The organism is Micavibrio aeruginosavorus EPB (assembly GCF_000348745.1).
Taxonomy (GTDB): domain Bacteria; phylum Pseudomonadota; class Alphaproteobacteria; order Micavibrionales; family Micavibrionaceae; genus Micavibrio; species Micavibrio aeruginosavorus_A.
Map to the genome: position 1 here is coordinate 2,210,532 of NC_020812.1, position 24,444 is coordinate 2,234,975.

Here is a 24,444-nt window from a genome sequence, read left to right on the forward strand (position 1 = left end):
TCTGCCAACTTGCCAACTGCTCCAAGCCCTTGTATGGCTTCACTTTTTGGCAGTTGGCAAGTTGGCAAACGCAGATGGCAATTGCCATCTGCTTTACGGACGAAAAACCATGAATGATGCGGCTTTAAACCCGATTCCAGTCGGCAGCCAGATGGCAGGCAGTTGGCAGTTGACGGGCAGATGGCAAAGGAGATTCTCATCAGATCGTCTCCTCATAGGCTGCCGCCGAAGTGACCCATACCTGTGGATCGTCGACTGGAATTACGTCACCCGATTGCGGGTGTTTGAAATGCGTGGGAAGGATGCGCTGGTTTTTCCCCAGCGTCATATCCTCGACACAGAGATAGCCATGTCGGCTGCGCTGCGCATGCGGCAGGCCGTACTCATCTGCATTTCTGAAAAACTTCACATAGCCTTTGGTGGCCAAAACATTGAGGCGCTCACGGATGGCGCGATTGCTGCCGAGGCCTGCTTTGTTCTCGTATGTCTCGGCAAACTGGTTGACGGTGAAAACATTGCCCTGCTGGGCGGCCTGATAAATCAGGCGCACAATAACTTCCTTCTTGCGCAGGCGCTCGGCATCAAGGCGTGTGCCGTGCTGACGCATCACAAGGCGTTCACTCTGGTCGGTAAGCTCGTGCCACCCGCCACTGGTGCGCTGGATGGCCTTGGTAGGGATTTCCGCGCCATTGCGCAATTCAAAATACAGCGTGCGATCCGGTCGCGCGTCGTCAGCCCGGTGCAATACTATCCCTGACGTGTAATACGACCGCAGCGAACCAGCGCCGCTGAGAGCTTGAAACGGGTCTTCCTCAACGCCGCGCTTGGGCATCTTTCTCGTATGGTGGGCAAGAATGATGCCCGCATCAGGATTGATCTCTTGTCGCAGGGTTTCAAGCCGCTGCGTCAGGAAAAACATCATGGCATCGTTATCATTCTCACCGCCGATGCCGCCGCCATCAAAGACATTCCGCAAAGGATCAATGGCGATGATATCGGGTGGTGCATCACCGAACCGGCTTTTGATGGCCTGTATGATTGCGACCAGGCCATCGTCGTTGAGGATTAAGCTCGTCTGCGAGGTGACAATGAAATTCGACTGCAGCGACTGCCTATCGGGCGGAGGAATCTGTAGCCTTTGAATGCGCTCCCGAAGATAGTGATATTGAACCTCGGCTTGCAGATAAAACACGCGCTGGGGACGCGCAGGCGACATACCCAGAAAGGGAATGCCCGCCGCCATGTGTGCCAACAGGGAAATCAGGAAATCGCTCTTGCCGACTTTAGGCGCACCCCCGAATACTAGCATGCCGCCCGGTGTCAGCACGCGCGGTGAGATTAAATCATCCGGCATGGGCCGCCTGTCGGCCTGCAATTCCTCAATGCTGTAAAGGGGAATGGTTTTGCGCTGCTGTGGTGGGGCTTTGGCGGCCACACGCTCCCAGCGTTGCAGGATGTCTTGAATATCCAGCCCCTCGGCTACCGCGTCGGCAGCGTCCCACGCCTTGGGCTTGTCAGGCGGTATTTTCAGGATATGCACATGCACCGCACCAGCGCGGGCGGCAGCACTGGCAACGTTGCGGGCATAATCCAGTCCCGGATCGTCATGATCCGGCCAGATGATAACCTTCTTCCCCTGCAGCGGAGACCAGTCCGTCTTATCGATGGGGGCTTTCGCGCCATTCATGGCCGTTGTTGCGCAGATGCCCGACATGACCAGCGCTTCGGCACATTTCTCGCCTTCGACTACAACGACCAGCTCGGCATCCTTCATGCTCGGCTGGTTATAAAGGGGACGGACTTCCGGCGCTTTCATGACCCCGCGCTGCGCATCCCACGGCCTGAATTCCTTGGAACCATCCGGCAAGTCGTAGCGATAAACAGATGCGACGATCTTGCCGTCGCCATTCGTGTAATCCCATTTAGCTGTTGGGTTGCCGAGCTTCTTTGATGATGGGGATGATCGTGGGGAGGCCTGCGCAGACATGACACCAGCGCCGAGATAGCTTTGAACATCCTGCAGCAATGCAGGGAATTGGGTTTGTCGATCAAAGCCTTTGACAGCGGCCCAGAGGTCGAGAATATCGCCTCCAGCGCCCGTGGCGAAATCATGCCACAGTCCGGCTTTCTCGCCCCGTAGCTCAACAATAAGGCTGTCGCCCTTGTCGCCACTAACATTGCCGACCATGAATTTCTGGCCCCGCACCGCGCCAGCGGGGAGCAGATGCCGTAAAACCGGTGGCAACGCATTCAGCAGGCGCGGACGCAGATCTGAAGCCGAAGGCGGCTTCAGCGGAATAATCTTTGGCAACGGAGCTTTGTCCAACATCACCGCGCTACGCTTCCATCGCCGTCACCTTGTCGCGCTCGATGACTTTCAATTTTATGATGCCGTCCACCCATTGCAGGGCGCGGCCAACTTCGCGCACTTCCTTGATCAGCGTCTCGCGGACTTCCTGCAGGCGCTCATCCGTGAGGGTTTTAAGCTGCCCTACGGGGGTGTGTTGCACCCATTTGAACATCGCCATATCGCTGTTTTGTGCCTGATCCATGTCTTGTTCCTTCCTTGTGTGGTGTGGTCACACATCTCTGGTTTGCCGTTGGGATCAGAAACGACGACGAGGCAATGCATTTATTTTTGGTTCATGAAGTCCTCTATGAATTTTCTAAGTCTTTTCAGTCGGCTGGACATTGTTGTGCGAGGGATACCCAACAGGGCAGCAGCTTCGGAAACGCCATAATCTGACAATATCCGGTAGGTTTCCCGTAGATCGCCCGGCATAGCCGCCAGCATTCTGCGGATATCCATCTGCTGCTCGGCAACTCGCTGGCTTTGACCAAGGAAAACATCGCCCCACAGACCATCTTCCTGATCAAGGGTGTCTCCCAGCGTCAGTTGGCCATCCTCAGCGCCTGCTGGACTGGACAGAGAAACCATTTGTAACCCTGTCCAGCGTTTCTGCCGCTCCGTGTCCCTGATCAGCCGTAAGGCGTTCAGGTTCACAACAGTTTTAATGAAGCTGCGTCTATCGCCTTTAGCCGGGTCGAAATCCGGCCACGCATGGAGATACGCCAGCATGAGTTCCTGCTGGATATCTTCATAATCGTCCTTCGTAAAAATCGGCATGCGGGTGAGGGTTTTTGCCCTATAGGCAATAAAAAAAGCGGCGTAGGAATCTACGCCGCTGTAGCTGTTTTTGGCCATTCTCTTTTTCCTTGATTAGGCCCAAGAAAAAAGAAGGGTGGCTGACGGATAGTACGTGAACTGGACTCAAGTCATGCGCATGCGAAAACTCAACGAAAGCTGTGGCAAGCCTCCGCAGGCGGATAATAGATCTCAATGACAGGTTTAAAATTCAGCATAATCATCATTCATAGCAGCGCTAACATCTTCCCTTTTCCGGGACGTTTACCGCTATGCAACTGACGACATATCAGAGCTATTACAGCGATGTGATGTGAGCCTATGAACGGATGATTTTCTCACAAGAAGGCACCTTTAAATCTGATACTTACTTAAAGGTTACGGTCTTTGAATACACAAATATGTGATGACTTTCGCAAGCGCTTGTATTTCAAGGATGAGAGAATGCGAAAGATTGTGAGCGTATGAAAATAACGCCCCGCCTCACTAAAAATTATTTTCTGAATTAATACGAATGCATGTCAGAAAATATGTGTGATGAATGGCGAAGTTAGCATTTATTTGTACGATGGCTTGCATCGTTAGTTGAACATATCCGATTCTCGAAAGAGAATCGGATATCACTTCCCTGCGGCCTTAAAACGCTTCCGAGCGCGCCGAATTTTGTCGTGGTTCTCATTGGCCCAGCTCACCAGCTCCCACAGCGGGATCAGCAATGACGTTCCTAATTTGGTAAGGCTGTATTCAACGCTGGGCGGCTTGGTGGGGAACACCGTCCGGCTGATCAGACCGTCTTGTTCCAAGTCCCGCAATGTCTGGGTTAGTACACGCTGGGAAATCTCTGGAATTTCTCTTTTCAATTCACCAAAGCGCCGGGAGCGCTGGGCTAAAGTAATCAGGACGAGCGTACTCCATTTGGCACCGATGTAATCCATGACATCTCTGGCAGGGCAAGATGTGAGATCAGGAAATTGTTCTCGCCAAGTCCTGCAGCTTTCATTGAGTTTTCGGGCAGCTTCCCGCGCCGGCATACCGTTGTGTTCCCAAGTTTTATTGAATTTTAGCCGAAGGAAAACTCCGCGCTTCGATGTACACACAAAACATCAGGGGGGATTTCTCCCCCCTGACACTTTCTATTGGAGATTTAGAATTTGTAGCTGGTGGTCAGGAACACCGCAGGGACAAAGTCATCCTTTACGACGGGACTGTCGGCAGCTTTACTCATGAGCTTGTCGCCACGGAAAGTGAGGTTTGCGTTCCATCGGTCGGTCAACAAGTACGTTGCGCCAACCGAGAAGCCAACCGACTTAACGCCGGATTCCGCTTCGTATTGGCTGTAGCCGGAAGCTGCCGACTGTACGCCACTTACACCGAAACGGTTCTTCATATGCTCTTCGTCAGCCCATACTGTGCCAACCGAACCAGACATGATGATTTTTTCGCTGAGGGGGTAACGCGAACCGAGATTCACTTCGGCAGTGGTACCATAGTCACCGGAGGCGGCGGTTGTTACTTTACCGTTCAACTGCGCGAAACCGAAATCGTATTCCGCCAGAAGGTTTGCGGTGGCCGAGGCTTCAACGTCGCCCATCCCACGCAGGTTCTTTTCATCTTCGTCTTCTTCACGACCAGGGGCATAACCGATGGACGCACCAACCTTATAGTTCTCACCGCGCAACGGGTAGCTACCGATACCGTTGCGGACGTTAGCGAAAAACAGGCCGTCTTTATATTCGACGTTCAAGACAGGTACCGGGAGGGCATCGTACTCATCCGAGCCTTCATAGGTCGGGGCATAGCCGATACCGCCGCCAACGGTGTAATTCCAGTTATCAGGTTCCACCTGTTGCGTTGTGGAAACCGGGGTCGCTTGTTGGGTCGTATTAATCCATTGCTGAGCATTAGCACTGCCAGCAATAACAAAAGAAAATATGCCGACAGCAGCTGCCGCCGAGATATTGAGGGGTTTTAGCATGACAATGCTCCTTGTTTAGGTTTGCTCCTGCTGCTATTAATAGCCTCATAATTTCACGGTGTAAATAAATTATTTCATGTTTATCATGAAATAATGCACGAAAAGGGATTTACCTAGAGGGAGTAACCTTATGAAAACCGATACAAAAATCTTCAGTTACCTTGATAAAGGGTTCTGGATGGCTTGGGGAGCGCTTCCCTTCCTTGCGGGACTGCGGATTTACTTCCTGTTCACCTCCGCCTATTTCAACGCTGACGGCAGCGCCGGGGGCGAAATGCCCATCATGGAGTTCTCGCTGGCTGGCAAAGTCCTGTCGAGTTCTTTCCTTTGTGTGAACCTGATCTTTTATATAGCTTTGCTGGCCTACATGCACACGTTGACCCGCCAATTTCGACGCGGAAGCCTTTTTGTCGAAGGCACGCTTAAATATATGAAGCGGATTGGCCTGCTGATGATCGCGTGGCCCTTTGTAAAGGTGACCTCTTACAATCTGACATCCTACGCACTCGTCCAATTCGGCGATGTGAATGGCTGGAAGATGCAATTTGACCTTGATCTTCCATTGATCTCGGCAGGATTGGTTATCCTTGCCTTACGCCTTGTCATGTCACACGCCATCAAGCTTCATCATGATGCGCAATTCACGGTATAACGGGAGACCATGATGACAATAATTGTGAACCTTGATGTGATGCTGGCCAAACGCAAGATGCGTTTGAACGATCTGTCAGATGCCATCGGGATTAGTATTCAAAACCTCTCCGTTCTGAAAACAGGGAAAGCGCGGGCGATCCGCTTTTCTACCCTGAGCGCAATCTGTCGTGTTCTGGAATGCCAACCCGGCGATATTCTTGAGTATGCCGAAGGTGAAGACGCGCCAGAAAATGAGAACGAGTCATAAGGCAATTGGCTCGTCCTTAAACCCAAACTGCTTCTCCTGTTCGGCCCAGATGGGCGAGAAGGTCTTTTCAATATCCGTCAGCGCAAATCCCTCCGGTTGCTGACCGTCTAGGATCGCCTCAACGATTTTCGGAGAGAGCTGCATAATGCGCATCATGCGCTGCATGTAGGACTTATTGATCTTCTGCCTCTCCGACATTTCCTGCACGGTTGCGTATTTTCCGGTCAGCAGCCATTTGTTCCAGCAATAGGCCCGCCCCAGCGCCTTCAATAGCTTCTCATCCTTGCGGATATCTGCCTCCAGCGCCCGCAAATCCTGCCCCTGTGGGCCGATCAGCACCTTTTTGCCACCCCATTTCCGCAAAATCATCGGCACATGAACGATGATCTTGCTGTTCTCGATACGCACGTTATTCATTTATACAGTCCTCCTAAATTGGTGAGCGTTAAGGGTTTTTTGAAGGTGTGCGATGATCTTCTCAAATCCATCCGCACGATATTCAATGTCGATGCCATTTGTCCGCAGCACGATCCGATCAATGAGCAGGCAAGTGATGCGTTTGCGCTCTTCGGGGAAAAGGCTGTCCCAAATACTCTCCAAGCTCTTCATCGCATCGTGCAGATCGCTTTCCTGATAGACTGGGTTGCGCGTCCTCAAATTCCGCCATGTTTCCACGACAATCTGTGGTGAGGCCAATATGAGCTTCAGCTGGCTACTAACCACCGATTCAATTTCTCCGGCGGGGATGCGGTTGGAAGGGCAGACTTCGCAAAGTGTCCGCCTGTAGGAATTCGCCCCGTAATAATGATAATGCTTGTGGCCCTTACGCGTGTGGGTGGGTGACATTATACCTTCACATCCACCGCAAACGATCAGCCCTTTTAACAAGGCCTTTGACTTGATCATCCATGTGCGTTTGCGTTTGACGTTATTATTATCACTGAGCGCTTCCTGCGCCTTGTCATACAATTCCTGTGTAATAATAGGCTTGTGTTGGCCGGGGTAATACTTACCCTTGTGATGAACCTCACCAAGGTAAAGCCGCTGCCGAAGTAAGGCTATCACGACATTCGGCGTGAATATTCTGCCGCCCACAGACTTCCCCGTGCCGCTGATATAAGACTTCGTGTGGTGACCATCGCGTTTTAGCTCGTCACACAACAGCGTGGTACTTTTCAGGTCGATATAACGCTCGAAGATATGGTTGACGAGTTTTACCTCTTCCGGGTTGGTGATCAGCTTGCGCTCTACTACATCGTAGCCCAGCGGCACAGGGCCACCCATCCACATGCCTTTGACTTTGGAAGCAGCAAACTTGTCGCGGATACGCTCGGCGGTCATCTCGCGCTCGAACTGCGCGAAGGACTGCAGAATATTCAGGATCAGCTTACCCATCGCCGTTTCGGTGTTGAAATGCTGGGTAACCGATACGAACGTGACCTTATGCTTATCAAACAGCTTCATTAGGTCGACAAAGTCGCCCATGTTGCGTGAGAGGCGGTCGATTTTATAGACGACAACCACATCGATCTTGCCGTCCTCGATATCCCGCAGAAGACGCTTTGCTGCGGGGCGCTGTAAGTCTTTGGCAGAATATCCGCCATCGTCATAACGATCCGGCAGCACTGTCCATCCTTCGTGGGCTTGCGCCTTGATGTGGTATTCACCGGCTTCACGCTGTGCATCCAGCGAACTGAACTCCTGGTCTAATCCCTCGTCATCAGAGACGCGGGTGTAAATCGCACAGCGTAAAGTTCTCTTTTCTGTTGATGGCGAACCGATCATGACCGCACCTTTGCCTTTCTGGAGCGGTGGTAAGGTCGCACCTCGCTGGGGTCTTTCTTGGCCAGCCCAAAGAACTCATTTCCGTTCCAGCGCGTTCCCGTGATGGCAAAGGCCACACCTGACAGGCTGCGGTATTTCGCACCGTCATATTCGTAGCCATCGGTCAGCACCTGCACATGGTGCTCAACGCCTTTGACCTCACGCACCAATCGTGTCCCGACCGCCAAGCGGCTGGTATCGGTTCTGCGTTCACTCGTTATGCTGCTTTCGGCCAATGCCTCCAGCCGATCAATCGTCCGCTTGGTCAGACCGCCATAAGCCATCTCCTGAATTCGATAGATGATCTGATTGATTAGGTAGGTCTTGTTGCTTCTTGAGTGCGGCGGGCGGTCGAAGTATTTCTTCCACTCCTTCAGGAGGTCTGTGATCTCCATCTCATTCAAGGCTGCGTATTCGGAAAGGATGTCTGTTGCCATATTATTTGTCTCCACTCTGGTTCTCAGCGTGGTCACACGAATGCTTCCTTCGGGAGGGAAGTCCAGTCAAACTTCTCTCAAAATGCGCATTATTAGATTGATTTAACTGGTTATTTTGATGCCTTTGGATTCCGGCAGCCAGAATGGCTGCGATCTCCTGCATGCGTTCCTCTCCGGTCATATCGACAGGGTCGCGGGTACTAATCGTCATGGGAAGAACCTCCTTATGTTGTCCTTCCCCTCTGGTTTTCCGTTGGCTTCAAAAACGACGACGACCTAATAAAAAAAGTTTGAGTTTTACTCAAAAAGACCCAAATCGAAGGATTTTAGGTGGTCAAACATCTGCACGGGTTTTTGCCTTTTAAATCAATGTGCTTGAGCGACGACGAGCAACTCGAATTGTGTTTTAGGGTCGTGAGAGAATACGAGAGAACTGAGAGAAACACGCGGAGACCCGCGCTCTAACCGTATTCAAGCGAAATGCAAAATGGCGCAGGAACTGGGGCTTTTGGCAATTAAAAACCCGCCACTAAGGGCGGGTTGATAAAGAAATGGTGGAGGGGACAGGATTTGAACCTGTGTACTCGTAAGAGGCCAGATTTACAGTCTGGTGCCATTAACCACTCGGCCACCCCTCCATCCCTTTAACGGGCTGGGTGAAGAAAAAGGTTTTTGCATTTTCTGTCAAGACATGATTTATGAGGCCACCCGTAAAATACAGAGAAAAAGCGAAAAAACCCATGGCACCCAGACAAAATCCCCCCGGTCGCGGCCCGCGCGCAGGAAAAGGACCCACAGATCGATCCACAGGACGATCCACAGGCGGGCGTTCCGGTGGACGCGATGGGGGCCGCGATGGCTTTAAGCCGCGCCGCGAAGGTGGGTTTGACAAGCCGCGTCGCGAGGGTGGATTTGACCGCCCCCGCCGTGAAGGCGGATTTGATCGCCCGCGTGATGATCGCCCGTATGGCGATCGTCCCCGTCGTGAAGGCGGCTTTGACAAGCCTCGGCGTGAAGGTGGCTTCGACAAGCCGCGCCGCGAAGGTGGCTTTGACCGTCCGCGCCGTGAGGGTGGGTTTGACCGCCCGCGCGATGATCGCCCACGGTCTGACCGTCCATATGGTGATCGTCCCCGCCGTGAAGGCGGCTTTGACAAACCGCGTCGCGAAGGTGGTTTCGACCGTCCCCGCCGCGAAGGTGGCTTTGACCGCCCGCGTGATGATCGCCCGCGTTCTGACCGCCCGTATGGGGATCGTCCCCGTCGTGAAGGCGGTTTTGACAAACCACGGCGCGAAGGCGGCTTTGATAAACCGCAGCGTGATGGCGGATTTGATCGTCCTCGCCGCGAAAGCGGCTTTGACAGACCGCGCCGTGATGGTGATTTCGAACGCAAACCGCGCCGTGATGACCGCCATGAAGGTCGCGCCCCGTTCAAGGGCCGTGGCGAAGAGGTCGAAACCACGGACACAGCCATTGAACAACCCAAGCGCGACCAGATGCGCCTGAAGGCTGGTGGTCGTCCGAGCCACCGCCCGAGCCTGTACGGCATGCACGCCGTGCGCGCCGCATGGTTGAACCCGAACCGGAACATCCATGCTTTGTATTTAAGCGAAGCCGCAATGGAAACATTCGCCCCGGTTCTGGAAGAAGCCGCGAAAGCCGGCCTGAACCGTCCGGAGCCGCTGGCCGTCAGCAAGGATGACATGGACCGTCTGTTCCCGCCGGGCGCCGTGCACCAAGGCATCGCATTGGCCTGCGGCCAGTTGGAAGATGTGTCGATCGAAGACATCATCATCAGCGGCCAGACCAAAGCGCGCAGTGTTGTCGTCCTGTTGGATCAGGTGACCGACCCGCATAACGTTGGCGCAATCCTGCGCTCCGCTTCGGCCTTCGGTGCCACGGGCGTGGTGATGCAGAAAATGCACGCGCCGGAACTGATCGGCGTTCTGGCCAAAACGGCCTGCGGTGCGGTGGATCATCTGGCTGTGGCCTATGAAACCAACCTGTCCCGGACGCTGGAAAAGCTGAAAGAAGACGGATACGTGACCATTGGCATGGACGAGCGTGGTGAAAAAACCATCGCCGAACTGGACCGCCCGGACAAATGCGTTATCGTTCTGGGGGCCGAAGGCCCGGGCATGCGCCGTCTGGTCCGTGAAAATTGTGACGTGCTGGTCCGCCTGCCGACGCATGAACCGATCGCCAGCCTGAACGTGTCCAACGCGGCGGCTGTCGCCCTGTATGCGATGCTGGCCTAAGAGCGGCAGAAAAGAGAACTTTAAAAACCCTCCCGTGATAAACGGGAGGGTTTTTTGCATACACGCCGCATGCCCCCTTGAATGCCATCCACAATGGCCTAGTTTGGAAGCAGTCTATCCGCAACCAGAGGAAACATTATGTCCTATACACTGTATTACAAACCGGGTGCCTGCTCGATGGCGATGCACGTCATCCTGAACGAATTGAACGTGCCGTTTGACGCCGTGAAGCAGGATGATTTGAAAGCTCCGGATTTCCTGAAACTCAACCCGCGCGGTCAGGTGCCGCTTCTGGTCGTGGACGGCGAACCGGTGAAGGAAGGTGCCGCCATCATCCTGTATCTGCTGGACACACACGCCAACACCCTGATGCCCGCATCCGGCATTGAACGGGCCAAGGCGCTGGAATGGCTGATGTGGTGCAATGCATCCCTGCACCCGGCGTGCAGCCGGATGTTCTGGCTGAACAAACAAACATTGGATGACGCGACCAAGGCCCAATTGGCCCCGTTATTCCTGAACGGTATTCAGGCCCTGTGGGATGAAGCCGAGGCCCGTCTGGCCACCACGAAATATCTGGCCGGCGATACAATCACCGCCGCCGATATTTTATTGTCGGTCATCGCCAATTGGGGCCTGCCGGTCACGCTGGGCGCCAATGTGAAGCGCGTATTGAAAGACGTCACCGCCCGCCCGGCCTATCAAAAAACACTGGCCGCCGAACAGATCGAATACAAGGCCGCCGCATAATATCGGCCCCACCATTTAAAAAGCCGCCCTTCACCGGGCGGCTTTTTTTCATGCGCATCTGCAACATGGGGAAGAATTGCCCTTTGCCCATGGCTCACGTACCCTTTTGCCCAACATTGTAAACACCGTCATTCCCGCGAAATCGGGATCTTCGTCCCTTATGGCTGGAAGATCCCGGCTTTCGCCGGGATGACGCACAGGAATGAACGAAGGAAAAAACCATGGGCGAATTATGGACCACGCTGAAACACGACCGCATGCTGGCGCTGGCGATTTTTGTCGCGGCGCTTGGGTATTTTGTCGATGTGTATGATCTGGTTCTGTTCAGCGTGCTGCGCGTGGCCAGTTTGAAAGATCTCGGCCTGTCCGGTGATGCACTGACCGACAGCGGCGCGCTGTTGCTCAACATGCAATTGATCGGGTTTTTGATTGGCGGGTTGATCTGGGGCGTGATGGGCGACCGCGTGGGCCGGAAACAGGTGTTGTTCGGGTCCATCCTGCTTTATTCGCTGGCCAACATTGCCAATGCCTTTGTCACCGACATTCCGCAATATGCGCTGTGCCGCCTGCTGGCCGGGATTGGGTTGGCAGGGGAAATTGGCGCGGGCATTACATTGGTCAGTGAAATGATGCCGCGCCATTTGCGCGGGTACGGCACCACCATCGTCGCCACGGTGGGCGTGATGGGCGGTGTGGCCGCAGGGTTCACCGGGCATATGTTGCCGTGGGATACGGCCTATATCGTCGGTGGGGTGATGGGGCTGGCGCTTTTGCTGCTGCGCGTATCGTTGTCGGATTCCAAAATGCTCAAAACGGTGCGCGATGATGCCACGATCAAGCGCGGTGATTTGAAAATGCTGCTGACCTCCGCCAGCCGGATGAAGCGCTATATCGCCTGTATTCTGGTCGGTACGCCGCCCTGGTTCGTGGTGGCGGTGTTGATTACGTTCGCGCCGGAAATTGGCGCGGCGATGAATGTGACCGGCCCGTTATCCGTCGCGACCGCCTTGCCGCTGTGCTATCTGGGCCTGACCGTCGGGGACGGGGTCAGCGGGATTTTGAGCCAGCGCCTGCACAGCCGGAAAAAAGTCATCGGATTGTTTATGGGGCTGGGCACGGTCCTGACCGTGATCTTCCTGAACCTGAACGGTATCAGCCCGACCACCTATTACGCGTTCTGCTTCGCCATTGGGTTTTCGATGGGGTTTTGGGTGTTGATGCTGACATCGGCCGCCGAACAATTCGGCACCAACCTGCGCGCCACGGTGGCCACATCGGTGCCCAATTTCGTGCGCGGGACCGGGGCGCTGGTCATCTCCGCGTTCGTCATGCTGAAACCCGATTTGGGTGTGGTGAGTTCGGCCATGGTCGTGGGCCTGGCCACCTATACAATCGCCGCCGCCGCATTGTGGGGCATGCGCGAAACCTGCGACGTTGATCTGGATTTTGTGGAAGAGAACACAGCCGCCAAAACGGCATAGCCGCCTTGTGCGAGGATCCAGATCCAGAGCCACAACCCCAATCTTATCCCGGTCTTTTCCGGATCCCCGCACAAGGCGGGGATGACGGGAGAGCGAGGACATTATGTAAATATTTGAGATTGCGGTTTAACTTCGCTTTAACGCCTACGTTGTATAAAATGATCATGCGTACGATTTTAAAGGGCTGGGGCTGTCCACCCCGGCCCTCTTTTTTCCTTTCTTCCTGACCGCAATCATTTCGATCAAAACCGGGGACTGTCTTCATGCGTGGTTTCAAAATTGCTTGCCTGAGTGTTGCCCTTTGCGCGCTGATGACCAGTGGTGCCGCCCATGCCAAAGACCCGGCCGCCCATCTGTACAAACCCGATCCGGCCTATCCGCCACAACCCGCCATGTTCGTTTTGCGCGATCATGATTCATCCGTCTATCTTTTTGGATCCGTTCATCTTCTGCAAAAGGGGACAAAGTGGCGCACGCCGCTGTTCAATGAATCATTGGCCCACGCGGACACGCTCTGGCTGGAAGCGACGTTCCCCGACATGACCAACCCGGCCCTGCTGCGCGAATATTATAAATCTGGCTACGATATGCAGGGCAATCTTTCCAAGCGCATGACACCGGATCAGCGCAAGGATTTAGAGGCGCTGATGTCCGATATTGGCATGCAAATGGCGGATATTGACCATTTGCAGCCCTGGGCCGCCGCCGATGTGATTACGTCGGAGTTTTATACCGCGCGGGCAAACAACAAACATATCGAAACAGACCCCAATAAAAAATATAAGCGCCGGAAGATTATTCAGGGCGTTGAGATGATTTTAGAGAAAAGCGGTCTGGGCATCCCGACAAAATCCATTGAGCATACGCGGGAAAACATGCTGAAACATTCAACCTTGTCCGATGCCGATCAGATGGCCTATCTGATGAATACGGTGAACGACCTGCGGGGCGAAATATCCGTCGAACAAGACAGCAAGATGGATCAGCTTTTCAACGCGTGGGTCACAGGGGATTTGAACGGCGTTCACGCCAGCGGCAATAAAGACATGCAGGAAAAAACACCTGGCTTGTATAACATGATGCTGACAACGCGAAACCGGCAAATGACCGATGCCATTATTCGTGAATTGAATGGCACAGGTACGGACTTTGTTGTTATTGGCGCGGGGCACTTGGCTGGCCCGGATAGTGTTTTGCGCATGCTGGTGGACAAGGGGTATAAACCCGAACGCATATACGACAGACGCGAACCAGAACTGTCATCAACCAAACGCAAATTTTCCAACCCCGGTTACAAACAGGGGAAAATTTATCCTGAACAATTGGATGTTTCACTCCGCAGAGCAAAGGGTGATCGGGCCGATGAAATCATTCTTCGCCTCAGCACTCCATTAAGTTATCAGCTTTGCGGCGATATCTCCCCAATCTCTCACCTTGTGAAGGAAGAGGAAGGCGCACTGACAATCTATGTCGGCCCTTATTATATTACGCAATATCCCGCCGCCAAAAAGGATGATTGCGGAACACCCATCAAGGCCGCATCCCTTGATATACCGTTTGCGCTGGATGATTTGGCCGGTGACAAACCCCGCATTCTGCAAATGATGGCCCCGGGCCGTATGGATTCATACAAGGTGACATTAAGCGAAAACACCCTGCTTTTCGAACCCATGGGTCCGTTGTCCTTCTTTAAGCCCGTGAACGGCCGGGATTTGCGATTGGATTTAGAAGAATCCGCATACTGATCAATCACGAATCTACTCTGGACTTGATCACCGTCCTGCGCCATTCTTCACCCCATGGCACAGGCAAACGCACAAAATACAACGGATAATAACGAAATCTTTCTGGTGGACGGGTCGGGATATATTTTCCGCGCCTATTACGCCCTGCCCCAGAATTTGACCAACCCGCACGGCGTGCCCGTGGGGGCCGTTCTGGGTTTCGTCAATATGATGACGAAATTGCTGGCCGACATGCATGCGCCGTTTATCGCCGTGATCTTCGACGCCGCGCGACAGAATTTCCGTTACGACATTTACCCCGAATACAAAGCCAACCGCGATGAAACGCCGGAGGATCTGAAACCACAATTCGGCCTGATCCGCGAAGCGACCAAAGCCTTTGGCATTCCCGCGCTGGAGATGGAGGGGTTTGAGGCCGACGATCTGATCGCCACCTATACCCGCATGGCGCGGGAACAGGGCAAAACCGTCACCATCGTCAGCAGTGACAAGGATTTGATGCAGCTTCTCACCGATGGCGTGCGCATCTTTGACCCGATGAAGGCCAAATTTATGGGCCCCGACGACGCGTTTGAAAAATTCGGCGTCACGCCGGATAAGGTTGTCGATGTGCAATCGCTGGCGGGCGATCCGTCCGACAACGTGCCCGGCGTGCCCGGTATTGGCATTAAAACCGCCGCGCAATTGATCAACGAATATGGATCGCTGGATGAATTGCTGGCCCGCGCCAGTGACATCAAACAACCCAAACGCCGCGAAGCCTTGATTGAAAACGCGGAGAAAGCCCGCATTTCGCGCCGCCTGGTCCAGCTGGACGACCACGCCCCGGTTCCCGTCGCGTTCGAAGACATGCGCGCCCGCGACCTGCACAGTCCGTCCTTGGCCGCGTTTCTGGCGGAACACGGGTTTAAATCGGTCCTTTCCCGTCTGGGGTTGAAGGGTGACGTACCCTCCGCATCCACGGATACTGTGGCCAAGGTAGAAGCCAGGCCCACCCCATCGGCACATCAAGCAACAAGCAACGACACCCCCATCAGCGACAATGTCTACACGCTGATCAACGACATAAAAACATTGCAAGATTGGGCGGATCAGGCCCGCGCCGCCGGCATGCTGGCCATTGACACGGAAACCACCAACCTGACCCCGGCCATGGCCGATCTGGTCGGTATTTCCATGGCAATCACGCCGGGCCGCGCCGCCTATATCCCCGTGGGGCACAAGGGACAGGTCGACTTGCTGGGTGGGGGCGACACCACCATTCCGCAATTGCCGTTGAAGGATGTGGTCGCGATATTAAAGCCGTTGCTGGAAGATGAATCCGTCCTGAAAATCGGTCACAACATTAAATACGATCTGCAAATGTTTGCGGGTATCGGTATCAATGTCGCGCCGATTGATGACACGATGCTGCTGTCTTACGTTCTGGACGGCACCGAACATGGCCACGGCATGGACGAACTGTCCACCCTGATGCTGGGGCATGAAACGATTAAATATAAGGACGTCGCCGGAACCGGAAAAAATCAGGTCACGTTCGACAAGGTGGATATTGCCAAGGCGCTGGATTACGCGGCGGAGGACGCCGATGTCACATTGCGCCTGCACCGCATTTTGAAACCACGCCTGGCCCCGGAAAAAATGGTCGGCGTGTATGAAGATATCGAACGCGCCATCGTGCCGGTCATTGCCGACATGGAACGTACGGGCATCAAGGTCGACACCACCGTGTTGAAACAGATGAGCCACGAATTCGGCATGAAACTGGCCACGCTGGAAAGTGAAATCCACAAGCTGGCGGGCCATGAATTTAATGTGGCCTCCCCCAAACAGCTGGGTGTTGTTTTGTTTGACGAAATGGGCCTGCAGGGCGGCAGCAAAACAAAAACCGGTGATTGGTCCACCGCCGCCGATGTGCTGGAAGATCTGGCCGCGCAAGGAATCGAAATCGTTGAGAAGGTTTTGGAGTGGCGGCAGCTGGCCAAACTGAAATCCACCTATACCGACGCGTTGCAAAATGACATCAATCCGAAAACGGGGCGCGTCCATACGTCGTTTTCACTGGCGGGCACCAATACGGGCCGCCTGTCATCATCCGATCCGAACCTGCAGAACATTCCGATCCGCACCGAAGAAGGCCGCCGCATCCGCGAAGCCTTCATCGCCGATGACGGCCACGTCCTGCTATCCGTCGACTACAGCCAAGTGGAACTGCGCCTGGCCGCCGCGTTGGCCGATGTGAAAGCCCTGAAACAGGCTTTCATCGACAAGGTCGACATTCACGCGCTGACCGCGTCACAGGTGTTCGGCGTTCCGCTGGATCAGGTCACGTCCGACCTGCGCCGCGCGGCCAAGGCCGTCAATTTCGGCATTATTTACGGCATTAGCGGCTGGGGACTGGCCAAGCAATTGGGCTGCGAACCCGGCGAAGCCAACGAATTCATTCGCAAATATTTGACCCGTTTCCGTGAAATTCAGGATTACATGGAAGCGAAGAAAGACGAAGCCCGCAAGAACGGCTTCATCAAAACCGTCTATGGTCGCAAATGCGTGATCAACAACATCAACGCGAAAAACGGGGCCTGGCGCGCCTTTGCCGAACGGCAGGCGATCAACGCCCCGCTGCAGGGCACCGCCGCCGACATCATGAAACTGGCCATGGCCCGCATGCCGCACGCGTTAAAACAGGCCGGATTATCCGCGCGCATGTTGTTGCAGGTGCATGACGAATTGGTGTTCGAGGTTCCGGAAGCCGAAATCGAACAAACCGCCAATCTGGTCAAACATGTGATGGAATCGGTTGCCCATATCGACGTGCCGCTTTCCGCCGAAGCCGGCTGGGGCAAAAACTGGGCGGCCGCGCATTAAGCGCGACGCCCATCACGGTTTTCTAACAGCGTTTTCAATTCCGCAATATCCGCACGCAGGGAATCAATGTCGTCCTGTCGCGCCACCTGATGATGGTTTTCGATATCTTCTTCGTCGTGAATCATGTTCATGGCATCCACAATGATCCCGATAAACAAATTCAGCACCGCAAACGTCGTCACAACAATGAAGGTGACGAAAAACGCCCATGACCACGGGTAATGCACCATGGTGGGTTCGGCAATGTCGGCCGACCACCCCTCCAGCGTCATGAGCTGAAACAACGTGTACATGGAATCGCCGATCGACCCGAACAGATCCTCCATCACGGGATCATCGGTATGGCCGAAAATCTGCGTCGCCATGACGGCGGCGACATAAAACACCACCAGCAAAACCGCCAGAATCGACGCCATCCCCGGAATGGCCCGGAACAAGGACGACACAACGCGGCGCATTTGCGGCACCACCGATATCAAACGGAACACCCGAAATACGCGGAACACGCGCAAGACGGACAGCATTGAAATCATCGGCATCAACGAAATGGCCACAACGATGAAATCAAACACGTTCCAACCGTTGCGGAAAAACGATCCGCGCCACAAAACCAGTTTCATGGTCAGTTCAACAACAAAAATGCCGATGACAACCCGGTCCAGCGCGTGCAGCAACGGCCCATGGGCCGCCATAATGGAATCACTGGTTTCCATGCCCAGCATCACCGCATTGGCCAAAATCACCGCTACGATGAACCGGTTAAACGCCCGGGACGACACAATTTTTTCAAGCATGGGAAACCTTTAACGAGACGAACGCGAGAGATCTTCAATCCCGGCGGCGACGATGCGCGCCGTTTCCGGGTCCTGGACAAAGACGATAAACGCATCCGCATCGGGATCCGCGGGCGGCGTCACCGTCCATGCCGTGGCCCCGCCGTTCCAGTCCCCGCCATTAATCAACTGGCGAATCTGGTTCGTATGTGGGGCCTTGGTATCGTCCATCTGTTTCTTCACCAAGGCCATGCGCAGCATGTAAGGCTTGGCATCGGTCCCGCGGGTCATCGCGGGCAGAATAATATCAAACTGGCCATCCACCGACCCGGCAACGATATTCAGCCGCGTCGCCGGATTTTGCTGCGCTCCCTTCAGGGCAACAGCCACATCCTGAATCTTGTGGCCGGACATGTGCGACACGCCGTTTAAAATCAGTTGTGGTGTATAACGCGGGCCGGTCTTGATCCGGTCCATGTAAAAATCCTGTCGCGCGGTGCAGAAGGGGCGCGCCAGCGGATCGGTCCCGGTCGAAAAATAATCGACGGAGCACGTGAACCCCATCACCCCGTCCTGCCCCAACAGGTCACGGAAATTGCGCTCCGCCTCCGGACAGAACGGGCATTGTTCCGATGTAAACAGTTCCAGAAAAACGATGCCATGCCCCATGCGGTCGGGCACATCTTCGGCCACGACTTCGACCGCTGGAACGGCGGGTACCACCGGTTCCGCGTGTGCGGGCGTGTGCATAACCCCGTAAAAACACAGGCAAATCAAAGCCGTTAAAAGATGGTTAATGTGTCTGGGCATAAAATGAAACTGTATCCCACCTGCAAGCCATTGATGTTGAGATCGCATTGATCTGATCACACTATGACCCGCACGGGACGGAAAGACAATCCGCTGGAAAGAGAATACGGCCGACCCTTATTGTTCCCGGCCTTTTCTGTGGAGCGTGTGCAATGTGGCACCCCAAAACTCCGATTCACATATTCCGTTGTTTCCTGATCGCAAGCGCAACCGTGGTCAGCCTGTTTCTGGCTATGGATAGCGATGCCGCCAGTCGCCCGCTGATCGGGCCGCCGCAAACACAATCGGCCATCCTGCATCGCGTGGCCGTGATTGCGCCGCCCCGCTACAGCCCGGACCGCACCCCGGACGAGGCCACCATTCAAAATACGATTGATGCGGCCTTCACCGCCATTCGCCAGCGGAATGTCGCGCAATGCGCCGCCACCATGACCCGCGATTTTCGTGATGCCCTGACCAAAGGGGACACAGGGCGCAAGGATCTCAGCCCGGCTCGTCTGCTGGGCTATATGCGCATGGAATATTGGCCTGTCTACAGCCACCGCGCCGTTGCCCTGATGGACCGCGCCACCTTGCCCGGCGGGATCGTCCTGCAACAGGTGCGCGTGCTGGGCAGCGACCACAAACCCATCACCGCCATCATCCGCCTGAAGGCGCAGGTGGACGGCGCATGGTTGATTGACTCCATCACCGTCCTAGACCACAAGGGCCCCGCCGCCTGAAACCCGCCCGAACGGCCAAAAGCCTGTTTTTTTCGTGATAAATGGGGTAAAACGAACATCCGTTCACTCCACCCCGTCCAAACAACAGGATCAGAGCAAACATTATGGCCACCGCATCCAAAGCGAAGAAAACCCCCGTTCAAAAAACAGCGAAAAAGGCAGCGCCCAAAAAGACCGTGAAAAAGGCCGCCGCCAAAAAAACAACCGCGAAGAAAAGCACAAAGAAATCTACCGCCCCAGCGCACCGCGATCTGTTTATTTCCTGGGACCGCTTCCACGAAGATTCCAAAGCACTGGCCTGGCGTTTGGATATGCCGAAAAAATGGGTTGGCATTATCGCGATCACGCGCGGTGGTTTGGTTCCGGCCTGTATCGTTGCCCGCGAACTGGATGTCCGCCTGGTCGAAACGTTGGGCATTGCCAGCTATGATCACACCAACCAGCGCAAGGCCGACATTTTGAAATTGCCTCAGGGCGTGGGAACAGGCAAAGGCTGGCTGGTCATTGACGATCTGGTCGACAGCGGTAACACATTCAAAATCGCCCGCACCATGTTGCCGGATGCACATTTCGCTGCCGTCTATGCCAAGCCAAAGGGCAAGCCGACCTGTGACACCTACGTGACGGAAATCAGCCAGGACACATGGCTGCACTTCCCATGGGATTTGACCATGCAATACAGCGCCCCGATCGCTGAACAAAAAGCCCGCCGCGCATAAGGCGAGTTTAAACCCCGAAATAAAAAGCCAGAATGACCGAGCCCTTTCAAATACCGATTGGAAAACAGGACTGGGTCACCGCGATCCATGATCCGGCGAAGACAAAAACGCCGTCCGATATCTTGGTCATTCTGGTTCACGGGTTTCCCGGCGACCGCAAAAATTTTGGCGATGTCCTGGGGCAGCTCAGCACGCAGCTGAACGCCAATGGGTATGACAGCCTGCGTTTCGATTTTCGCGGCTGCGGCGACAGCAGCAAACGATCCCAATTTTACACACTGGAAACCGCGTTCGAGGATTTGCTCTCCATCCTGAAATGGGCGCGGGATAACATGAAATTCAACCGCATCGTGATTGTGGCCGAGGGGCTGGGCGCGCTCAACACCCTCACCGCCCTGACCGATGCGTGGCGCGATCACATTGCGGGGTTGGTGTTCCTGTGGCCGATTTTTGATCCGGGAAAAAGCTGGCTGGCCCCATTGACCGAACAGATTGCCATGGCGGAAATTGCCGGCTTCGACCATGTCGCGGTGGAAAACGCCGAACTGGGCCTGCCCTTTATGCGACAGGTACGGGACTATAAATTGCAAAAATTGCTGAGCCGGATCACCGTCCCGACACAAATCCATTACGGGGAATCCGATCTGTGGTCCGACCCGGCCAAGGTTCCGGGGGTCCAGAATGCACAGGTCGATCTGGTCCAGGCCGCGTTCCGCACCGGAACCGCGGGCCCCAAGGCAGGCAGTAAAATCGCCGGACGGTTGGAGATCACCGGATATGCCGACGGCGATCAGGGGCTAAAAACCACCCACGCCCGAAACATTATGACAAAAGAGATCCTGGGATTCCTCAAATCCCTGTCCCAACCCGCCTAAAAGGCGGCCTCCGCACCAATTTCTTATGGATTCTGCTTGATTTTCCGGCCGATGGGCGTCTATATAGCCGTTCGTAACGCGAGGGCTGGCCCTGGAATTCGGCATGCCTTGCCCCCGCACGTTGTAACCCCCTGAAAAAGGAGAGGAAAATGCCGAAGATGAAGACCAAGAGCGGTGCGAAAAAACGCTTTCGCGTAACCGCCTCTGGCAAGGTTAAATTTAAACCTGCCAAAATGCGCCACATGCAAATGAACAAACCGAAACAGATGAAGCGTAAAGCACGCAAGATTCTGACGATGTTCAAAGCCGACGGTGTAAACACGCTGACCTTCCACATGCCGTACAGCCTGAAAAAGCTGACCCGTGCTGTGCGTCCGAAGCGCAACCCGAAAAAAGCTGAGGGAGGTCAATAATGGCACGCGTTACCGCCGGACCGAACACAAAGTCCAAAAAGAAAAAGGTATTTGCCGCCACGAAAGGTCACTATGGCCGTCGTCGCAATTGCCTGAAAACCGCACGTCAATCGGCTGAAAAAGCTGGTCAGTACGCGTACCGCGACCGTCGCGCGAAGAAACGCAATTTCCGCAGCCTGTGGATCATGCGTATCAACGCCGGTGCCCGCGAACACGGCATGACGTACTCCGTTTTCATGAACGGTTTGAAACTGGCTGGTATCGAGCTGGACCGCAAGGTTCTGGCCGACATCGCCGCCATGGCCCCGGCCGATTTCGCAATCATCGCGAAACAGGTTGCCGATGCTCTGGCAAAAGCTGGCAAAAAAGCCGCTTAATTTCAAAGCGCTTTGAACGAATAAAAAGCCCCGGAGAAATCCGGGGCTTTTTTCTTGCCCCGCCCCCACCCCCCTGATACGCCTAAAAGAAAAGACAGGGAAGGACGGGCCCCATGTGGCCGATGGATTCATTTAAAAAAATGGGGCGTGTGCGCCGGGCCTTTGCCTATGCCGGATTGGGATGGGTGGGGTTCAACCTGTCCGGCCCGCTGGTCATCGCCCCCGTCGGGGATCAGACGGATCATCTGGTGCGCACCATTGATGCGCGCAAAGACACGCTGCGCGATCTGGCGGGCAGTCATCTGACCATTTTATTCCCCGAACAACGCGCGGCCAAAGCCTACGCCCTCACGCAAACAAATCCCGACCTTTATGAGCGTTTGGCCGAAGGAACGGTGGGAACCTATTACGAATTTTTCGGGTTTCAGCCCGCGCAATATCTGGTCGGGCCTAACAGCATGCTCAGCGTTGCCACAATGGGGCTGCGCGGGCCGTGGCTCCAATGCACCGTGTTCACACCGTCGGATCGTTTGACCATGGAGACGATCCGGTCCACCCTGCTGCCGATTCACGCCCCAACGCAGGTCACACATCTTCCCGGCACGTTGGCGGAATATCGCCGCCTGTTCCTGTATCACGAAGCCGTGCATTGCCGCGATGGCCTCAAGCACGGCGCCGCCGCCGAATATAATGCCGACAAGAAAAGCATGCAGGCCTATCTGGATGATGGCGGTGATCCGGCCGTGGTGCGATCCTTGATTTTTATGCGCGTGTTGAACGCGATGGGCAACCATATCGCCTACCCTGATCCCGATGATCAAAACGAAGAGGCCATGGCCATTAAGGAGTACATCATGGGCCCGACGCTGGCGCATGATTTTCTGGGCGGGCCCGCCCTGCCCCTGGAGCGGGCCAGTCAGGCCCACCATGATGCCGCCCATGTTTTGCGCACCTATGCCCAGAACAACCGCCAGGACAGTTTCGACATGATCATGGCACCCCTGCGCCATGCGGCCATTATCGCGATTCTGTCCGACCCGGATGCAAACCTGTCCCCGGATGTGCGTATCTTGCTGGAAGCCAACCGGAATGCGTATGAATTCTTCACCACGCCGCCGGGCCCTGCGGCCAAAGCGGTTAAAACGCCCCCGGCCCCGCGCCCCAACATATAAAAACCGCCCGTTTTCGCACCCTTTTCGCACCGGGCCCTTTGTTTTTTGCCGCCGGAATGGTAAAAACGGGGCGTATTTTGACGTGATCCGGACCCTTTGACAGCGATATGACCGATATGACCAGCAATATTGCCACCCTGAAAACCGAATTGACCCAGATGGTGGAACAAGCCACCGATCTGGCGGCGCTGGACGCCGCGCGCGTGGCCGCGTTGGGCAAGAACGGGCGGATCACCGCGCTGATGAAAAATCTGGGCACCATGACCCCGGATGAGCGCAAGGAAACCGGAGCCGCCCTGAACGTTTTAAAGGACGAGATTGCCGATCTGATCGCGCGGCAGGATGCCGCCCTGAAGAAACAGGCGATGGACCAGAAGCTGGCCGCCGAAACCATCGACATCACTTTGTCCCCACGCCCGGAGCGCAAGGGCCATATCCACCCGATCAGCCAGACGATGGACGAAATCGCCGCCATCTTCGCCGATATGGGATTCGTGATTAACGAAGGGCCGGATATCGAGGACGACTTCCACAATTTCACCGCCCTGAATTTCCCGCCCGGCCACCCGGCGCGCGAAATGCACGATACGTTCTATCTGCCCGATGATCCGGATGCGGCCGGCGAAGCCGCGAAAAAACTGCTGCGCACCCATACATCCACCGTGCAGGTGCGCACGATGATGAAACAAAAACCGCCGATCCGCATGATCGTGATGGGCCGCACATACCGGTCCGATTACGACATGACCCACACGCCGATGTTCCATCAGTGCGAAGGTCTGGTGATCGACAAATCCATCAATATGGGCCATTTGAAGGGCTGCCTGCTGGATTTCGTGCGCGCGTATTTCAACATTGATGATCTGCCGCTGCGTTTCCGCCCCAGCTTCTTCCCGTTCACGGAACCGAGTGCGGAGGTAGACATTGGCTGCTCCCGCAAGGATGGCGGTTTGAAAATCGGCGCAGGCGACAGCTGGCTGGAAATTGGCGGCTGCGGCATGGTGCATCCGAACGTGCTGAAAAATTGCGGCATTGACCCGGACGAATATCAGGGCTTTGCCTTTGGCATGGGGATCGAGCGTATGGCGATGCTGAAATACGGCATTCCCGATCTGCGCACCTTCTTTGAAAGCGATGTGCGCTGGCTGGAACATTACGGCTTCGACCCGCTGAACCGCCCGAACCGCGCGACGGATTAA

The 24,444-nt window shown here is 55.0% G+C and carries 24 protein-coding genes, 1 tRNA gene and 1 pseudogene; 14 read left to right on the forward strand and 12 right to left on the reverse strand.

What is annotated here, in order from left to right:
• Positions 1-199: 199 nt before the first annotated feature.
• The 5 genes from A11S_RS10435 to A11S_RS10455 form a co-directional block, all read right to left on the reverse strand.
• Complete coding sequence (locus A11S_RS10435) at positions 200-2,329, reverse strand: AAA family ATPase (protein ID WP_015468478.1); 2,130 nt, start codon at positions 2,327-2,329, stop codon at positions 200-202.
• Between the two features lie 7 nt (positions 2,330-2,336).
• Complete coding sequence (locus A11S_RS10440; RefSeq protein WP_015468479.1) at positions 2,337-2,552, reverse strand: hypothetical protein; 216 nt, start codon at positions 2,550-2,552, stop codon at positions 2,337-2,339.
• 80 nt (positions 2,553-2,632) lie between these two features.
• Positions 2,633-3,205, reverse strand: a complete 573-nt coding sequence (locus A11S_RS10445; RefSeq protein ID WP_015468480.1) for a sigma-70 family RNA polymerase sigma factor — start codon at positions 3,203-3,205, stop codon at positions 2,633-2,635.
• 560 nt (positions 3,206-3,765) lie between these two features.
• The gene (locus tag A11S_RS10450; RefSeq protein ID WP_041803204.1) at positions 3,766-4,176 is read right to left on the reverse strand and encodes a winged helix-turn-helix transcriptional regulator; all 411 of its coding nucleotides are present in this window, start codon (positions 4,174-4,176) and stop codon (positions 3,766-3,768) included.
• Between the two features lie 113 nt (positions 4,177-4,289).
• Positions 4,290-5,120: a MipA/OmpV family protein gene (locus A11S_RS10455; protein ID WP_041802745.1), complete on the reverse strand. Its 831-nt coding sequence runs from the start codon at positions 5,118-5,120 to the stop codon at positions 4,290-4,292.
• A gap of 130 nt (positions 5,121-5,250) precedes the next feature.
• Here A11S_RS10455 and A11S_RS10460 point away from each other — a divergent pair, with 130 nt between their 5' ends.
• Together A11S_RS10460 and A11S_RS10465 are read left to right on the forward strand one after the other, a co-directional pair.
• Positions 5,251-5,772: a DUF2975 domain-containing protein gene (locus A11S_RS10460; RefSeq protein WP_015468483.1), complete on the forward strand. Its 522-nt coding sequence runs from the start codon at positions 5,251-5,253 to the stop codon at positions 5,770-5,772.
• A gap of 12 nt (positions 5,773-5,784) precedes the next feature.
• The gene (locus A11S_RS10465; protein ID WP_041802748.1) at positions 5,785-6,021 is read left to right on the forward strand and encodes a helix-turn-helix domain-containing protein; all 237 of its coding nucleotides are present in this window, start codon (positions 5,785-5,787) and stop codon (positions 6,019-6,021) included.
• On the opposite strand, the gene A11S_RS10470 is transcribed toward A11S_RS10465, so the two are convergent.
• From A11S_RS10470 to A11S_RS10490, 5 genes are all read right to left on the reverse strand, one after another.
• Positions 6,016-6,438 (reverse strand): hypothetical protein, encoded by a 423-nt coding sequence (locus tag A11S_RS10470; RefSeq protein ID WP_015468485.1) that lies wholly within the window; start codon positions 6,436-6,438, stop codon positions 6,016-6,018. The genes A11S_RS10465 and A11S_RS10470 overlap by 6 nt on opposite strands.
• Positions 6,439-7,806 carry a recombinase family protein gene (locus tag A11S_RS10475; protein ID WP_015468486.1) on the reverse strand — a complete coding sequence of 456 codons (1,368 nt, stop codon included), beginning with the start codon at positions 7,804-7,806 and terminating at the stop codon, positions 6,439-6,441.
• A complete protein-coding gene (locus A11S_RS10480; protein WP_051054900.1) occupies positions 7,803-8,282 on the reverse strand; it encodes a DUF2924 domain-containing protein in 480 nt (159 codons plus the stop codon). Before A11S_RS10480 ends, A11S_RS10475 begins: the two co-directional genes overlap by 4 nt.
• 1 nt (position 8,283) lies before the next feature.
• Positions 8,284-8,493, reverse strand: a complete 210-nt coding sequence (locus A11S_RS10485) for a hypothetical protein (RefSeq protein WP_041802750.1) — start codon at positions 8,491-8,493, stop codon at positions 8,284-8,286.
• A 341-nt stretch (positions 8,494-8,834) separates the two neighbouring features.
• Positions 8,835-8,920: transfer RNA gene (locus A11S_RS10490), tRNA-Tyr, on the reverse strand.
• A 102-nt stretch (positions 8,921-9,022) separates the two neighbouring features.
• On the opposite strand from A11S_RS10490, the gene rlmB reads away from it, so the two are divergent.
• The 5 genes from rlmB to polA all read left to right on the forward strand — a co-directional run bounded on the left by rlmB (position 9,023) and on the right by polA (position 17,384).
• Positions 9,023-10,540 (forward strand): 23S rRNA (guanosine(2251)-2'-O)-methyltransferase RlmB, encoded by a 1,518-nt coding sequence (gene rlmB, locus A11S_RS10495; protein WP_015468488.1) that lies wholly within the window; start codon positions 9,023-9,025, stop codon positions 10,538-10,540.
• A gap of 138 nt (positions 10,541-10,678) precedes the next feature.
• Complete coding sequence (locus A11S_RS10500) at positions 10,679-11,290, forward strand: glutathione S-transferase family protein (protein WP_015468489.1); 612 nt, start codon at positions 10,679-10,681, stop codon at positions 11,288-11,290.
• Between the two features lie 221 nt (positions 11,291-11,511).
• Positions 11,512-12,771 (forward strand): MFS transporter, encoded by a 1,260-nt coding sequence (locus A11S_RS10505; RefSeq protein ID WP_015468490.1) that lies wholly within the window; start codon positions 11,512-11,514, stop codon positions 12,769-12,771.
• Positions 12,772-13,034: 263 nt separating this feature from the next.
• Positions 13,035-14,516, forward strand: a complete 1,482-nt coding sequence (locus A11S_RS10515; protein WP_015468491.1) for a TraB/GumN family protein — start codon at positions 13,035-13,037, stop codon at positions 14,514-14,516.
• A 54-nt stretch (positions 14,517-14,570) separates the two neighbouring features.
• A complete protein-coding gene (gene polA / locus A11S_RS10520) occupies positions 14,571-17,384 on the forward strand; it encodes a DNA polymerase I (protein ID WP_015468492.1) in 2,814 nt (937 codons plus the stop codon).
• On the opposite strand, the gene A11S_RS10525 is transcribed toward polA, so the two are convergent.
• Entirely contained in the window at positions 17,381-18,178 is a 798-nt protein-coding gene (locus A11S_RS10525) for an ion transporter (RefSeq protein ID WP_015468493.1), read from the reverse strand. The genes polA and A11S_RS10525 overlap by 4 nt on opposite strands.
• A gap of 9 nt (positions 18,179-18,187) precedes the next feature.
• Positions 18,188-18,907, reverse strand: coding sequence for a DUF1223 domain-containing protein (locus A11S_RS10530; protein WP_015468494.1), 720 nt, complete (start codon positions 18,905-18,907; stop codon positions 18,188-18,190).
• 212 nt (positions 18,908-19,119) lie between these two features.
• Here A11S_RS10530 and A11S_RS10535 point away from each other — a divergent pair, with 212 nt between their 5' ends.
• The 7 genes and pseudogenes from A11S_RS10535 to pheS all read left to right on the forward strand — a co-directional run bounded on the left by A11S_RS10535 (position 19,120) and on the right by pheS (position 24,444).
• Entirely contained in the window at positions 19,120-19,689 is a 570-nt protein-coding gene (locus A11S_RS10535) for a DUF4864 domain-containing protein (protein ID WP_015468495.1), read from the forward strand.
• Between the two features lie 104 nt (positions 19,690-19,793).
• On the forward strand, positions 19,794-20,408 hold the full coding sequence (gene gpt / locus A11S_RS10540) for a xanthine phosphoribosyltransferase (RefSeq protein ID WP_015468496.1): 615 nt from the start codon (positions 19,794-19,796) through the stop codon (positions 20,406-20,408).
• Positions 20,409-20,440: 32 nt separating this feature from the next.
• Positions 20,441-21,283: an alpha/beta hydrolase gene (locus tag A11S_RS10545; RefSeq protein WP_015468497.1), complete on the forward strand. Its 843-nt coding sequence runs from the start codon at positions 20,441-20,443 to the stop codon at positions 21,281-21,283.
• Positions 21,284-21,432: 149 nt separating this feature from the next.
• Positions 21,433-21,624, forward strand: a pseudogene (gene rpmI / locus A11S_RS12215) (50S ribosomal protein L35); the annotation flags it as partial.
• Positions 21,625-21,695: 71 nt separating this feature from the next.
• Positions 21,696-22,073 (forward strand): 50S ribosomal protein L20, encoded by a 378-nt coding sequence (gene rplT / locus A11S_RS10555; RefSeq protein ID WP_015468498.1) that lies wholly within the window; start codon positions 21,696-21,698, stop codon positions 22,071-22,073.
• 113 nt (positions 22,074-22,186) lie between these two features.
• Entirely contained in the window at positions 22,187-23,245 is a 1,059-nt protein-coding gene (locus tag A11S_RS10560; protein ID WP_015468499.1) for a hypothetical protein, read from the forward strand.
• Positions 23,246-23,352: 107 nt separating this feature from the next.
• On the forward strand, positions 23,353-24,444 hold the full coding sequence (pheS, locus tag A11S_RS10565; protein WP_015468500.1) for a phenylalanine--tRNA ligase subunit alpha: 1,092 nt from the start codon (positions 23,353-23,355) through the stop codon (positions 24,442-24,444).